Annotated in this window: 12 protein-coding genes; 4 read left to right on the top strand and 8 right to left on the bottom strand. The window is 39.7% G+C overall.

The annotated features are described in order from the left end of the window. Nucleotides 1-181: 181 nt before the first annotated feature. From K8P02_RS07125 to K8P02_RS07110, 4 genes are all read right to left on the bottom strand, one after another. Nucleotides 182-1,735: a DUF6850 family outer membrane beta-barrel protein gene (locus K8P02_RS07125; protein WP_122202026.1), complete on the bottom strand. Its 1,554-nt coding sequence runs from the start codon at nucleotides 1,733-1,735 to the stop codon at nucleotides 182-184. A 28-nt stretch (nucleotides 1,736-1,763) separates the two neighbouring features. Then, nucleotides 1,764-3,053, bottom strand: a complete 1,290-nt coding sequence (locus tag K8P02_RS07120) for a DUF4876 domain-containing protein (RefSeq protein ID WP_007485716.1) — start codon at nucleotides 3,051-3,053, stop codon at nucleotides 1,764-1,766. A gap of 18 nt (nucleotides 3,054-3,071) precedes the next feature. Next, entirely contained in the window at nucleotides 3,072-5,879 is a 2,808-nt protein-coding gene (locus tag K8P02_RS07115) for a TonB-dependent receptor (protein WP_025867833.1), read from the bottom strand. A 330-nt stretch (nucleotides 5,880-6,209) separates the two neighbouring features. Beyond that, the gene (locus tag K8P02_RS07110) at nucleotides 6,210-8,075 is read right to left on the bottom strand and encodes a hypothetical protein (RefSeq protein ID WP_007485720.1); all 1,866 of its coding nucleotides are present in this window, start codon (nucleotides 8,073-8,075) and stop codon (nucleotides 6,210-6,212) included. A gap of 372 nt (nucleotides 8,076-8,447) precedes the next feature. On the opposite strand from K8P02_RS07110, the gene kdsR reads away from it, so the two are divergent. Next, nucleotides 8,448-9,263, top strand: coding sequence for a 3-ketodihydrosphingosine reductase (gene kdsR, locus K8P02_RS07105; RefSeq protein WP_007485721.1), 816 nt, complete (start codon nucleotides 8,448-8,450; stop codon nucleotides 9,261-9,263). A 378-nt stretch (nucleotides 9,264-9,641) separates the two neighbouring features. On the opposite strand, the gene K8P02_RS07100 is transcribed toward kdsR, so the two are convergent. Continuing rightward, complete coding sequence (locus K8P02_RS07100) at nucleotides 9,642-10,367, bottom strand: DUF6064 family protein (protein ID WP_007485723.1); 726 nt, start codon at nucleotides 10,365-10,367, stop codon at nucleotides 9,642-9,644. 210 nt (nucleotides 10,368-10,577) lie between these two features. Between K8P02_RS07100 and K8P02_RS07095 the strand changes: the two genes are divergently transcribed. Continuing rightward, nucleotides 10,578-10,766, top strand: coding sequence for a hypothetical protein (locus tag K8P02_RS07095; RefSeq protein ID WP_007485725.1), 189 nt, complete (start codon nucleotides 10,578-10,580; stop codon nucleotides 10,764-10,766). A gap of 134 nt (nucleotides 10,767-10,900) precedes the next feature. On the opposite strand, the gene K8P02_RS07090 is transcribed toward K8P02_RS07095, so the two are convergent. The 3 genes from K8P02_RS07090 to K8P02_RS07080 all read right to left on the bottom strand — a co-directional run bounded on the left by K8P02_RS07090 (nucleotide 10,901) and on the right by K8P02_RS07080 (nucleotide 13,474). After that, complete coding sequence (locus K8P02_RS07090; RefSeq protein WP_025867832.1) at nucleotides 10,901-11,284, bottom strand: ribosomal maturation YjgA family protein; 384 nt, start codon at nucleotides 11,282-11,284, stop codon at nucleotides 10,901-10,903. A gap of 100 nt (nucleotides 11,285-11,384) precedes the next feature. Continuing rightward, entirely contained in the window at nucleotides 11,385-12,512 is a 1,128-nt protein-coding gene (locus K8P02_RS07085; protein ID WP_025867831.1) for an ATP-binding response regulator, read from the bottom strand. Nucleotides 12,513-12,538: 26 nt separating this feature from the next. Continuing rightward, complete coding sequence (locus K8P02_RS07080; RefSeq protein ID WP_002560127.1) at nucleotides 12,539-13,474, bottom strand: UDP-glucuronic acid decarboxylase family protein; 936 nt, start codon at nucleotides 13,472-13,474, stop codon at nucleotides 12,539-12,541. Between the two features lie 208 nt (nucleotides 13,475-13,682). Between K8P02_RS07080 and K8P02_RS07075 the strand changes: the two genes are divergently transcribed. Beyond that, nucleotides 13,683-14,642, top strand: a complete 960-nt coding sequence (locus K8P02_RS07075; RefSeq protein ID WP_007485732.1) for a hypothetical protein — start codon at nucleotides 13,683-13,685, stop codon at nucleotides 14,640-14,642. 239 nt (nucleotides 14,643-14,881) lie between these two features. Beyond that, nucleotides 14,882-15,841 (top strand): hypothetical protein, encoded by a 960-nt coding sequence (locus tag K8P02_RS07070; RefSeq protein ID WP_025867830.1) that lies wholly within the window; start codon nucleotides 14,882-14,884, stop codon nucleotides 15,839-15,841. The last annotated feature ends 244 nt before the right edge of the window (nucleotides 15,842-16,085 follow it).

The raw sequence follows: 16,085 nt of genomic DNA, 5'->3' as shown, positions 1-16,085 counted from the left end.
TTTTTAATTATAAATAATTGAATAATATGCCTATTAAATAATGTGCCAATATGCCAATTGAGCTGCGTAGAACAAACCAACCGGATCGAAATCTTTCTCCTCCTTCCTCTCAGAAAAAAAATCAGATTGTATGGTCACACTGCATAGTAACTGTCAATTGTCAACTGTCAAATTGTCAACTCTAAAAGGCTACCCCAACAGAAGCCGTAACATAATCAGAAGCCATTTTCCCGGCCTGTTGCCATCCATGCTCATAGCGAACGGCAAGGAAAAGACTGTAACTGGTTCGCGGAGAATAATCACAACGAACAGCCACACAGATCAAAGCGTTATCTTCTGAAAGATAGCGATAGTTACTATACACAGGTGCATTAAGCCCTTCATCCATCGCCTGCTGAGACTCCCCTGTGTGGGAAGTACCGGATAAAAGTAAAGACGGAGAAACAGAAGCTGTATAAAGAGCACCTACCTCACCCTGCAACAGGTAACGCCCGTAAGGGCGAGAAGCACGCAATAAGATCTCACCAGTCAGATGATTAATATCCATCTGCCGTTTCGGATATACATAACGCGTACGTATACTTCTGTACTTCACAGCGGGTAGTATGGAGTACCGCACATCTCCCGCACTAATATGTTCATAAAAGCCCGAAAGCCCCACTTGAGCCACATCATTATAATACATCTTCTCCGAAGCAATCAGAGGATAAGTATTATTAGCCGCATCACCAAACAGATTTTCCGTACCTGTACGTTTGACGAAAGAAGCTTCTCCTTTTACTCCCCATTGATATACTGTAGAAAGATTGCGCCAGGCTGCCTCGGCTTTCACTGTATGTTCGCCCACCTCTGCCATAGGCAGTTCATTGAGTGAAGAAATTATTTTATCAAAAGTGAAGTAGTCATAAGCCACCGAAGCCGTGAATCCTGTTGTACCGGCCTCATAAGGTAACAGATTAATACTTCCGCCAAAGGCCCTTCCTTTATAAAACGTTTTTCCCCTGTTACCACGAAAACGATAATAATCAGTACCCATCCCTGTGAGGTGATAGATATTGGGAACACCCAATTCGTTATAGAAAACCAGCTCATTGGTCTGCTTATACTTACGTGCACGAAGCGAAACACCCGCAACGTACGAAGCCCCTAATTTCGTTACTACGCCAACAGCTACATTCAAATCACCCGTTAAGTTTTTGGGACGGGGATCGGCATTACGGTATTCAATATTAGCACAATAAGAAGCATCAACTCCAAAGGTGAAACGTCCGGTCTGCCGGGCATATCCTCCGGCAAAGTAGTATTGTTCGGACTTTAGATTTCCTCCTACCGTATCGCCCATAACATAGGGATAGAGCAACGTGTAGTCGGATGTTTCATTCCAGTTGCGTCCCAACTTCTTTCCATTCACGTAACGGGCCTCTCCCCAAAGACTACTCTGCCCCTTACGGATGAAAGAATTGACATCAACCAGTCCCATTCGTCTGCCATTGCCTTCCTGAATAACAAAAGGCTGCTGTTCGTGCCGATACTCCCCTCCTGCACGGAGTTCGTTCAACGTATAAGTATACTGCCTGAATTTCATTGCAGGATTGGTATAAACTAATGAAAAGAAATCCTTTTCTGCCGATGACTGATTGGCATTTATACGACGCTGCACCGATAAACTATCAGCAGCATACACGCCTCGGCAGCCTGCAGAAAATAATATAATAATGATAACGATTCTGCCCATTATGTATTTTGTTCTATATAGATACATCTCAGTTCCTTACCGGTTGTACTCCGTCATACGTCACTATCTCTGCAATTGTACCATCGGCATTCATGGCCGTATGTTGCTGCTCGATGATGGAAGGTACACACTCTGTGTTAAAGTCATCCGTAGAATTATTGGTATCCTGAAGTACACGGTTTCCCTTATCGTCAAGATAAAGCATCTTGCGCCGTACACTCTTAAAGTATCGTGTAGGATCTTTATCCATCTTACCACAATGAGTCCACCCGGCATCCACCGTAGGCGGAAGAACATTCCATACCCGCTCTGTCCCGACGCTGCAATTCACTCCGTCCACAATCCAGTCGTTGGGAAGTTTATATGCCTTTTGTGTCATCGGGTAGTTGCCTTGCGGCAGTTGCATGATGTAGTTATAGCGATAGAAATATTTCTTCAGATAGTCTTCTTTAGAGGTATTGATCCGCGCCAGTGCATACGAACGGAAACCACGATTATGAAGTACCCAAAAAGATAACGTATAACAATACCACTTATCCAGATTAGGTACGGTTTTACTGTCAATATCCATATTATTGGGTTCCGTAGAAACATCATACCATTCAAAATCGGCGGCGCTCAGATCAAAGGAGTTCGGATTGGCTACGCGATGATCGATCCCGGTATCACACAAAATCATACTCTGCCCGGGAAGAACCGGATGTTCTTTACCGCTTCCCGGCACTACATAGATGGCATGTACCGTCATTGTATCCTCACGGATATCCGGAGTATAGTCATACTTTTCTGTAGAAATAAACTTAGACTCCACCAATGCCAGCCCATCGGCATAGAGTATACGGTCTGTATTGTTATATATCTTCACATAATCGTCGCCATAATACTGCTTATTACTCGCACGTAGTGTTCCGGTAAAAAAGATCTCTTCAATGATAAAATCATTCTCATCAATAAGTAAATGAGTGTTCATCGTAAAAGAAGTCTCACTGCCAATCAGTTTTACAGACTCACTGGCTCCGCGTAAACGTCCTTCTATCTGATCTCCGTTTTCCTGGTAAGTAACATCCGCTTTATAGAAGCAGTTGTAAAGCCCTTGAGGTAATACAGGAGTTTGGGATGCGGGTATTTTAACCGATTCACCGGTAGCAACATTGACAAAGGTCAACGTATCATGTGATACAGCTCCGGCTGATATACCTTCGGGAAAATTAATCGTAATCCCAGCGGTAGTGCGGGAAACATCCTCTGAATCATTACAGGCAGTAACGGTCAATACCATTGCTAAAGCCAGGAGGTTGATAACTTTTCTATATTTCATAATCTTTCAAATAAACACTTATAAAGTAAAATTCAATTCCATACCGAAATACGGATTTACATTCCGACGAATCGTCTGCCCATTGCTCGTAAAGTCGGGAGTATAATCCAGCAACCTATTGGCAAAGAATGAGAGACTCATATATTTGCCTATCTTCTTGGTTGCTTTAAGGTTGACGTAAAAAGCCATAGGCACAGTGTACTTATCAAACATCCCCGAACTAAACGGGATGATGAGGTGCTGCAAATAAAGATCTTCCCGGGAAACATCGGTATATGGATGTAACTGACCATCTTCGGCAGAGAGATAAGCCATAGGGACGCCTTCTTTGTATTTGGTTTGTTTGCTGGTGAACCACATACACTGCACAGAGGTAGAGAAAATCAATCCCCATTCCGGTATTTGTGTATCCAGCATCAGATTGGTGTTGAACTGTTGGTAAGTATTGCCATCGTTCCAATCATAGAGTCCCACATAACGGTCGGAAATAGATACGTCATTTACTACTTCACTAACCGTACGAAACGTAGGCAGGCTATTAGTATACGTGGAACGAAACCAAGCGCCACTTACGTTTATAGCTGTACGTAAGGGCTTTATACGTTTAGAGTTAAACAAGAACTCTACTCCTTCTTTAAGTAAATAACTGCCATTGGCTGCCTTTGAATACCCATCCAGTTTTTTTGTTTCGGTATATGGCAGGTCTGCCAGATCGGGTGGTCCCTGAAGTTCGGAACTTACTATGTTACCATCATCATACTTCTTGTAAAAATAAGAAGCATAAGAAGCCATATAACGGAATCCGGAATTCATCGTCTCCCGGAAATAAGTCACCGAGAGGCGGTTTCCATTGTAAGCAAAATCGGTGCGAATCTCCCACTTCTTATTACGGGCGGCCCGAAGATCATAGTTAGTACGATCTTCTACATACGTACGTATGTTGAAACGGCTGTTTTGTTCCGGATGAAGAGCATCATAATACCCCAACTGAATGATGTCGTTATAATACTTATTGGGGAAAAGATAGTCCAATGTAGGCATTCTGGTGGTCCAGCCTACCCCACCTCCCAAAGAGATGTTGAGATCATGACCTCCCACACGGATCGCAGGAAAGACCCATTGGACATTGAGACGCGGGTCGAGGTAGAACTTGCCATTCAGCGTATATCGTTTGTCAAGACCGATAAGCGACAGGGCACGCAATCCTCCCATTATTTCCAGCTTGTGGGTCCCCATACGTACAGTGGCTATATCCTCGGCAAAGAAAGCAAGGTTCTGTAAAGCCGGAATATCTTTGTAAGCACGCGGACGACTACTCCATCCTCCGGTAGAAAGCGGACGGCTAAGATCATACACTTCTCCCCGTCCAAAGTTCTTGGTATAACCCCATTCCGTACCTGCACGGGCATTGTTCGTTAACCAGCTGGGACCAAAAGTAAAATCTCCTTTCAATTTGACGAAAATATCAAAAGGCTTACCATCACTCAGATAGTCGGCAATATATTCTTTAAAAAGTAAGGTTGCATCATGTTCTCCCCCTTCTACCGTAGAAGGTACAATAGCATAACGTTGCGGAGCAACAAGCTTACGGCGTTCGAGACGGTCAAACTGAGCACTTACAGAAGAGTTTAACCCTATTCCCTTAATGGCCTTTATCCGGGGGAATGTCCAGAAGAAATTATTGGTTAGTGAAGCACGATTATAAATGGTCTTGTAAGTATCGGTGTTACCATAATTCAGCTCAGGGTCTAACTTATCATTATCAAAGGAACCGGTATAGTCGATGGCAGGTTCATAACGCATGGTCCATGTATCATGTTTCCAGTTCCATGTGAAACGCAGGGAAGCATTGATACGTTTATAGTTCTCCAGATTATTGCGCGGATCGGGTTTGGCATCAAGATAACCGATATCGGCATTCATCACAAGATCTTCGCTCCAAGGTAGTGCAAAACCTTTTCCAACAGCCAGTAACTTACTGTACCCATCGGCTTTGAAACGTGCATTGAGAGGAGTTACTTTACGTATCTTCTTTATATTGATCATTCCACTGGTGAGATTGCCATATTCGGCAGAGGGAATACCACGTACTACCTCTACACTTTCTATGTCGTCTGTAGAGATAGAACGCATATCCACACCCCGGTTTACTATATTGCGACCACTTTCCACCGTATCATCAGATCCGGGTATTGCCTGCAGGTTGGCATCCGTATTAATAGGAATGCCATCGACAACGAAAAGTGTGCCCAGTGAAGTAATAGAATAATCCTTCCCCACGGCAGTCTTGTTACCATTAGAATCTATTCCTCCTGTTTCACGAAGAGTCATTGTATTGGCAGCTCCCATATCCGGGTCACGTGACATCCCACCGGGAAGAAGTTCAAGCAAATCGGTGAAGCTGGTGGGCTGAAGATGCGCCATAGCAGGACGGTCTATCCGGGAGGTAGTAACGATGCCTTTGGATTCTGTGGCGGTAATGATTACTTCGTTCAGTTGATTGTCCGACCGGAGAGAAATGGTAAGATGAGTGCTACGTTGTAAATCAAGTGTTTTCTGGTAACGTCCATAGCCGATAAAAGAAACTTTAAGTGTATAAGAACCCGGAATAACTGCAGGCAGATGAAAGTCTCCGTTATCACCCGCCACGACCGAATACCGTTGTTTGCCTTCCAGCTGAATAGTAGCATAAGGAAGTGATTCCCGGGTGATGGCATCCCGAACCATACCACTAAAGATTATCTTATCTTCGGCTACAAGGGTCTGTATGGGAAGTAGAAAAGTGATACACAAAAGAATACTATAAATTATCGTTTCGCGATTCATAAAATCTTAAAGTAGTTTAGATAAGTAATACATCACCATTAAATGATTATTTAGCGGATTATTATTGAAACGCAAATAAACGCGTATGAACGCAGATTTCCTATAAGGAATATTGTTTTCAAGCAGAACGCAGCTATCTAATTTGCGAAAATCTGCGATCATTTACGTTTCAATAAATTCATATTATAGAGTATACTAATTTTGAATCAATACTTATCATATTAATAGACGAAGTTTATTGGGGTTTTAAATTAAGAAACTGTTTTGATTTAGCCCATAAGCATAATAGTCTCTCTAACTCCATATCATTAACAGAGAATCCCCCTATCGTTAAAGAACTACCGTTTTACACCCGTTTACGATATAAAGTCCTGCCGCCAACGAATGAACTGTACGTCCCGCTGAAACATAAAAACTATCAACAAGCCTGCCGTCAATACCATATATACGTACTTGACAGGCAGTAGCAGTCTCTACGGTTATTTCTCCCCGACCGGAATATATACGGAATGTATCATCCGAAATACCAGCAGGTATATCCCCTATACCCGTTACAATTGATGAGATATCATGCCCTGTAAAGACACAGGCCCGGTAGTTGGCATCACCATTATTAATCACCTCCAATGTCATGTCACTTCCCGGAAAGGTTGCCGATTTATTAGCATTCATTGCCGAGATCAGACGGTTTCCTATAAGAACACCTCCCTGGGTAGCTGTCATTAAAGAGTTCTTAAGTGGATATGTCTGTAGGTTTCCCAATACTTCATCAAGTACATAAAGATTAGAAGTACCATACAAATCATATCCCGGAGCCAGTAGTTTACCATCCTTGGGCAGGATATCTTCTACTTCCGTCAGCCCTCCCTCTATTTTCACCGCATTCTTCACTGTTCCGTCTTCTGCACTACATTTTAGTATATATGCACGCAGTCCGTTCGTCATTGGAAGATCATTTTCGAGCCATACCTTATCGCCTTCCATCATATTGCCATAAAAAGAACCTCCGAGATATAAATCATTCCCTGAAACAGAGATACAGGTAGGTTTCACACGAGCACTGGCTTGTGTGACAGGATGCTGTACCGATCGCAATACACGCGCCCATTTCACATCACCGGCTGTAGAAATACAACTGTAGAAAAGACAATCCTTATCAGTAGGAACCAGACGACTGCTGCCCAGACTGATCGCTTTTTCTCCATCACCATGTAGATAACCGCTCACATATAGATTTTCTCCGGACAAGCAAATACTTTTAGGTGTTTCACTGGTAATCTGCCCTTTGGTGGTTATCCCCCATTGAGCCTCTCCGGCAGCGTTGAGTTTCACAACAAAAAGATCACCGGGCACTGTACCTTGCACATCTCCATTCCATCCTTCTACATTGTGGGGAGAACTGAGATTGGCACTGCGTCCAAAGTTTATAGAAGTACGGTAAACACCTGTCAGATAGAGATTATTATCTCCGTCAGCCACCATATCATTAATCTCAAAGTTATCACTAAGTTTCTTTTTACTTCCGTCTATTGTCACTACCTTATAATCCACCGGAATACGTTTTGCCCATTCTATCTTGCCATCTTTACTGATTTTAGCAATAACGGGCTGGTAAACACCACCGTATGTTTCATAATCGGGAGCATCCCAGTTCACAACAGTTTCGACACCTTCACTGTCTACGAAACTACAAATGACATCACTCCGATAGGCTCCTTTCTCAGAATGGCGCATTTTAAGAGCTAACACTGCACCACCATCATTCGTAGGCGCTATGGCTCCACCGCTATCAAAGTATCCGGCATTGGTGCAGACTCCCCAGATAAGGTGCCCGTCGGTATCAACTTTATAGAGGGTCATATTCTTGTTCCCGTCTTTAGTTGTCATATCAAGTGCACCGGTAGAGGTTTTCTCTGAGGTTCCGGAACCGTCCGCAATATTGTAATAATAATAATCTGTAGTTTTGGAGTACCCTTTGTTAATCTCTCCGTCAGGATCATAACTACTCTCCTGGGCGCTGGATGCAAAGTCATTGAAAAGAAACACGTTACCATCCGAAGAAGGTTTGATATCATGGGGAATTTCAAGTCCCATACCGTCTTGTGCAGTAACCCATTGTAAAGTGGGATTCTGGGCAGTAAGTCCTGCTGTTAGCAGACAAAAAATAAAAGTAATAGTAGTTGTTTTCTCATTCATAATAATAAAGGTGTAATTAAAATAGTCAATAGTTCCGGAGCGGATATCTGTAATTTATTATCAGATAGAAATACAGAAAAAAGCGGAACATTACGGGTTGTAAAGGTAGAGAGAAGCACCGGGGTACACAATCGTCACTAATTGGTATATTAAAAAGGGTATTATAGCAAAAGTAGCTATTAGTAGGTAACAATTAACCGAACAGATGATAAAGGAAACACCTGATGATGATAGCATTACGTAAAAAAAGAACTTCCATACACATTCCCTTCTATCATTATCCAAACAGAAAAGTAAGTAAATTAATCTCCATGAATACATCTCCATGAGAGAATATATCTATCTTTGTTGTCCCAAAATCAAAAACAATTCATGAAACAATCACAAGTTATACTCATCACCGGCGCCTCTTCGGGGTTCGGAAAGATAACGGCACAAACTCTCGCTGCACAAGGACATATCGTATATGGCACAAGCCGAAAGCAAACCGAGAACAAAGGAAATGTGACGATGCTTGTTGCAGACGTTACTGATAACAGTTCTATACATTGCGTAGTGGAACATATAATGAAAGAGCGGGGACGCATTGATGTACTGATAAACAATGCCGGCATGGGCATCGGCGGTGCACTGGAACTGGCAACTGATAAAGAAATTGCCCTGCAAATGGATACGAATTTTCTGGGTATGGTTCGTGTATGTCGTTCCGTACTACCCATCATGCGCAGGCAACGTAAAGGAAAGATAATCAATATCAGTTCTATCGCAGGACTAATAGCAGTACCCTACCAGGGCTTTTATTCTGCTTCAAAGTTCGCAATAGAAGGATACAGTGAAGCTCTTTCGCTGGAAGTACATCCATTTGGTATCAAAGTATGCGTGGTGGAACCGGGAGATTTTAATACAGGATTTACAGCCAACCGGAATATCTCTGCCGCCACCCTGAACAGTTCCGACTACGGGCAATACTTTACAGATACACTAAAGATTATAGAAGAAGCTGAAACAAACGGTTGCGCGCCTTCAAAGTTTGCAACCGCCGTATTGAAATTAGTAGAAAAAGAGAACCCTCCTTTCCGTACACTTACCGGACCGTTGTCGCAAGTGATGTTTGCCAAAGTTAAGGGCTGGCTTCCGGGAAAGGTCATCCGGTATGCACTGCGCACATTTTATAAAATAAAGAAATAGTAAAGAAAAGTATCTGTTTCCTGTAAAATAAATCCTTATTTACTTGACTTTCATAAAGAAACAGGTTATCTTTGTAAACGTAATCATAAAATAGATTCGGTTAGAACATTTGTAAAGGAGGAAGTCACAACTTTCTCCTTTATTTTTTTGCACCGGCTCCTGAAGGCATATAAACGGGGTATTCAACGAGATTTCTTCGGTACTTATTTAAAATTACATGGTATGTTACGATTCGTTTGCTGGTATGTTACGACACATTTCCTTATATGTTGCGATGCAAATGTTACTGTGTTGCAATGAAACAGATATTCTCTCCTCCAAAAACTGTTTTTAGGTTAATAATCAATAAATCTGCTCTTGACAAGAATGACCACACGATTAGGCCGGAGTCAGTTGTAGAAACATGGTAACTGTAAGAATAACCCCCAAAGCAATACAAACAGAGACAAGTAATAAATTAATAAGTTTTGCTCTGGGTTGTGTATCGGTATGCAACCTGTTCAGAAAATATTCTCTGAAGAAAAGATAAAGTGCCGGCACAGAAGCACTGGCAAGCAAAAAATCCTCAGGAATATGAAAGAAATAGGTCTTGGATAGTCCGATGAGCGACCAATGGCAAAGGAAAAGTACAAGAAACATATTCACTTTACGAGCAAACAACAATAGCAACCCGATAGTAAATACCACTACCGAACAAGGCATCACCGGAGAGGTAATACCCGGAAATGTTAGTCCGCGTGCCAAAGAAAGTAAAGGATAAATAAAAGGCATAGCCAGCAGGATATATGCCAGACCATCATATTTACGGCTACGCTCCAATGTAGTATATCCGGTCAAAGTATCCCATATCCATATTACGGCCATCACTCCCCAAAACAAAGCCATCACAACATTGTAACTACGTTCGGCACAATAAATATAGTAATACACCACCGCAATCCATATGTAAAGGAATATAAGATAAAACTTCATCGACAACTTTACCCACGACTCTGGCCTTCTCAACAATAACCCTGTGAGAATGATACCAATGATAACAATTATCAACTGAAAAAGCCAGGTAGCCGAGTTGTACCCCGCAATAGTGTTCCAAAATATATCCATAACGTTTATTTTCTTCGCGCGATTGTATCTTATCCCAAATCGGTCGCAAAAGTATAAAAATGCTTCCTATTTCTCTCCTCAAATCTATTTTTTTATCCATACAGGCTTATTTCTGCATAGAATACTTCTATTACTTATTTTGATTTTATGAATAAAAAGGCGTATGTTTGTATTTCCGGCACTATTTCCGGCACTTAAATATCATAAGGTATGAAGTATGTTGTGATCATTTATTATGTACTCGTAAAAGAAGGCAAAGAGATTGAATCTCTTAATATTAAGGAGAATATTGAAGCTGATTCGCCAGAAGAGGCAATAGGTATAGCCTATAATATCTTTAAATCCGAATATCCGGATGATAATTGTTATATCGCGGCAATAATTCCTAACGCTATATAATGGAGCTAAACGACCAAAGAATTATTTTTAGACAGAAGAACATATTCACAGTATGATGTAACTCATGTTTTCTTATTTGTTCTTATGTTCTTCTGTCTAATAAAGAATATTCTGTTTTGCTCATGTCCTACATGTTACCTCTTATGAGTAGTAAAGAAGAAGTCTATCAATACTGCCAGTCCAACCCCAATTGTATAGCACAACATATCAGACCATAAAAATCCGTGTCCCAAAACCAAAGCCCCCAAAGTAGTACCCCGAATTACATTTATCCAATCGGCCTGATAAAGCTGGCTCACTTCAATACAATAAGAAAACAGCAGAGCAATCGTCGCTCTTCGCAATAAACGGGTAAAAGGAAAAAGAAAACTTATTCCAAAATATACCATGGCAGCCCACAGTGTATCTCCGGCATAAGTAGCAACCCATGAAGGCAAATAATCACCGTAAGTCCGTGAACCGAGTCCAAGAACAACTATAAGTATCCATAAAGCGAGATAGTAAAAACGTAATTTCATAATAGATATATCTTGTAAAAAAGAATCCCGAAGCCCTCTTTCTCTATAAAGCAGGCTTCGGGTATAATTTATAATACTTATAATATAAATTTTCTCTTGTTTATTTTTTCAATGGGATAGAGAAACTGAATGTAGATCCTTCTCCCTTAGCAGATGTAAACCACAACCTACCGCCATTCTTAATAACAAAGTCTTGGCAGAGAAGCAAACCAAGTCCGGAACCCTCTTCATTATTTGTTCCAAAAGTACTGAAATGAGTATCTGTATGCAACAGTTTTTTCTGGTTCTCTTCGTCGATACCACAACCACTGTCTTTTACACTCACCACAGCCATACCCTCCTGTTCTTGTACTGTTACTAATATCTCAGTTTCTTCATTACTAAACTTAATAGCATTACTAAGCAAATTACGGATAACTGTTTTTATCATATCAATGTCAGCATGTACGTCCAACTTGCTTGGTGTTTCCAAACGAATACTGATCTTTTTCAGTTCAGCTACCATCGAGAAGATCTCTATCACCCCTTCAGTAACTTCTACCATATCAATATCCTGATATACTACCTTCAACTTACCGATCTGACTCTTAGTCCATTTCAATAAATTATCAAGCAAAGAGAACACGTCCTCCGTTGTCTGATTAGCCATCGTCAGCAACTCATACATCTCCGGTCCTATAGTATCACTTGGCAGATTCAATATAAGCATATTCAATACCATTTTAATAGATCCCATCGGCGAACGAAGGTCATGAGCTATTACAGAATAAAGCTTATCACGTCCGATAATCGTCTTTCTCAATTCCTCTGTCTGTGCTACAATTATACGCTTAGCAGCAATCAGCGAGATTTGGTGAGTGACACGAATGATCAACTCTTCTTTATTAAAAGGTTTTGAAATAAAGTCATTGCCTCCTACCTGAAAGCCTTTCACGATATCTGCCGTACTATTCAAAGCAGTCAAAAAGATGATCGGAATTTCTGCCGTTTCCGGATTAGCTTTCAGTTGCTGAGAAACTTCAAAGCCACTCATATCAGGCATCATCACATCCAACAGAACAAGATCAGGTTTCTCTTTTGTCACCTGATCCAACGCTTGACGACCGTTACTGGCTGTCGCAATCTGAAACTTCTCATTAGTAAGAAGCACCTTCAGCAACAATACATTCGACATTACGTCATCTACAATTAGTATTTTGTATTCTGAAGGATTTATTTCCATGTTCATCTTTTATATAGCTTTATCTGGTTGTTTTATACTTTATAATCTTTAAAATAATTAATCATACGTCCAAGACCTTCCTCCAGTTCTACCGTTGGTTTCCAATTCAATTTCTCCTTTGCCAATGTAATATCCGGCTGACGCTGTTTAGGGTCATCATGCGGCAAAGGCTTAAATATAATCTTTGATTTCGAACCAGTCAGTTCAATTACTTTTTTTGCCAATTCAAGGATAGAAAACTCATTAGGGTTACCAATATTCACAGGTCCTGTAAAATCATCAGGAGTATTCATCATCCGGATCATTCCTTCGATCAAATCATCTACATACTGAAAACTGCGTGTTTGTTCTCCCGAACCATAAATAGTAATATCCTGATTTTGCAATGCCTGAACTATAAAATTAGAAACAACTCGTCCGTCGTTAGGAAGCATACGAGGACCGTATGTATTGAAAATGCGGATAATCTTTACGCGAACATCATTTTGACGATAATAATCCATAAAAAGAGTTTCGGCACATCTTTTACTCTCGTCATAACATGAACGATAGCCAATAGGGTTTACATTCCCCCAATAGCTTTCAGGTTGTGGATGTACCATCGGGTCACCATACACCTCACTGGTAGAAGCCTGCAATATCTTAGCATTTACACGCATAGCCAATCCCAGCATATTAATAGCCCCCATTACAGACGTCTTTATCGTCTGAATGGCATCATGTTGATAATGTATAGGGGAAGCAGGGCAAGCTAAATTATAAATTTCATCAACCTCTGCACTATATGGAAATGCCACATCATGACGTACAAACTCAAAATGATAATTGTCCATCAAATGCACGATATTACTCTTTGAACCTGTAAACAAGTTATCTAAACAAATAACATCATTACCTTCATTCACCAATCTGGTACAGAGATGTGAACCTATAAATCCGGCCCCACCGCTAACTAATATTCTTTTCATGTATTATAAGTTCCATTTATGCACGGACAAATGTAGACGATTCACCCTAATTATGCAAATATTATGAACTTTTTTATTTCATATAAAATTTCATTCACCCCCACACAAGCCAAAAAATGAACCACAAAATGAAAATAGTTGCGATATGCGAAACATCTCTCTACTCTTATTTGTTTTAAATCAAGAAAACAAGAAAAGGACAATGATTATGATAACAAATAAATTAAATGAAGGGCTCATTGAAGCCATAAAAGAAAAAATACCGGCAAACAGTAATATAGCAAACGTATTAATGGACAATTTGTTTATCGGTAGAGAAGCCGTATACAGACGACTACGTGGAGAAGTTCCTTTCACTCTGACAGAAGCTGCTATTATTTCCAGAAAACTGGGAGTATCACTCGACAAGATGATAGGAGTAAGTTTTAAGGAAAACGCCGTTTTTGACATGAATGTGGTTCACCACAGTAATCCCTTTGAAACATATTACGATATTATAAATAAGTATACCGAGCTATTAAAAAGTATAGAAGATGATCCCATTTCTGAATTGGCTACATCTTCCAACACTATCCCACAGACATTATATCTTAAACACGATATATTGTCTAAGTTCAGACTGTTTAAATGGATGTATCAGAATGAAAATATCGGTTGCAAGCATTTTGACGATTTGGAGATACCAGCCAAACTACAAGATATTCAAAAAGACTTTGTAAATGCTGCAGAACAGATTCATAGTACAAGTTTTATATGGGATAGCAATATTTTTTCCCACATAGTGAATGATCTGGAATATTTTTCGAGCATTCAGCTCATCTCCGACAAGGCCAGACAAGAGATCAAGGAAGAGTTGTTACTGTTATTGGACGAATTAGAGAACTTGGCAAGAAAAGGAAAATTCGAATCCGACAATGAGGTTAATATATATATTTCTAATATTAACTTTGAAGCAACCTATAGTTACGTAGAAAGTAGCAATGTACATCTGAGTATGATACGTGTTTATGCTATAAACTCCATCACGACACAAGATATTGAAATGTGTAAGAGTTTAAAAGAATGGATTCAGTCATTAAAAAAGTTTTCTACACTAATCTCCGTTAGTGGAGAAATGCAACGTATACAATTCTTCCAAAAGCAAAGAGAGATAATTGATACATTATAAAAAGATATATCAATGATATTCAGAATCAAAAGCAAATACATTTTCTCATAACGAAAATACGTTTGCTTTATTTTTGTATAATTTCATTTTTCATAATCTACATTACACAAAACAATAAAATAAGAAATAACGCAACTCACTATTACGTTTTATTCCATACTAATTATCAGACAGGAAGCTTTATATTTGCATAAAATCATTTTTCGACAAGAAAATCACTAAAAGCAATATAAGCAAGTATGAAGAATAGTATAGTAAACGAACTCATCAATGAAATGAAAGAGCGTATCGCTCCAAAAGAAACACTTGCCAATTTTCTAACTAATACACTATGTATGGGAAAAGAGGCCGTTTATCGCAGACTACGCGGAGAGGTAGCTTTCACTTTTGATGAAGTCGCTGTTATATCTCACAAACTCGGAATATCCATCGATCAGATAATTGGCAATCACCTGTCAAACCGGGCTACATTCGATCTGAATCTGCAACATTCACCCGATCCGATAGAAAGTTATTATGAAATACTGGAACGTTATCTGAGAATCTTTAATTATATCAGAAATGATGATAGTACAACCATATATACCGCAGCCAATATAATTCCTTTCACACTCTATTCAGCTTATGAGAGTCTGTCTAAATTTCGCTTGTGTCGCTGGGTATATCAAAACGGGAAAATAAAAACTCCTCACTCATTAGCCGAAATGCAAGTTCCTGAGAAAGTCGTTTCTGCACATAAAAAATTGAGTGAAACAGTAAAACATTGTAAGAAAACCTGTTTTATATGGGATAGTAATATCTTCTACTCATTCATAAAAGAAATTAAGTATTTTGCAGGATTAAATCTGATTTCAGAAGAAGATGTAAAACAGTTAAAGAATGAACTTCTCCTATTATTACATGAATTGGAACAGTTATCTATAAAAGGAGAATTTAATAATGGAAACAAGGTAGCCATCTATCTATCAAATATCAACTTTGAAGCAACATATACTTACATTGAGAAGAGTGATTTTCAGATCAGCCTGTTTAGGGTATACTCTATAAACTCAATGGATTCACAAAATCAACAAATATGTACTTTACAAAAGAATTGGATACAATCCCTCAGAAGACATTCAACTCTAATTTCCGAAAGTGGAGAAGTGCAACGTATTAATTTTATGGAACGACAAAAAGAGATAATAGAACAACTATAATTCTCCGTAATTCTCTATTCAGTGATGTAGAAAGGGAGGTGCAGTGATTGCAACTTCCTTTCTTTTTTTATTTCATCCTGAGACAATAAAAAACAAACCAACAAAAACTTCAAACCACAGGTTATATAAATTTTTCTATCAAAATCTATATCACCTGTGGACTTTACATCTACAAAAAACATTAGATGCGCCTGCATCTTTTTTTTGGCGAGTCTACAATTTAACTAAACAGATTTACAGAACA

Source organism: Bacteroides nordii (assembly GCF_019930665.1).
GTDB classification, from domain to species: domain Bacteria; phylum Bacteroidota; class Bacteroidia; order Bacteroidales; family Bacteroidaceae; genus Bacteroides; species Bacteroides nordii.
This window is presented reverse-complemented; position numbering and strand designations above follow the sequence as displayed.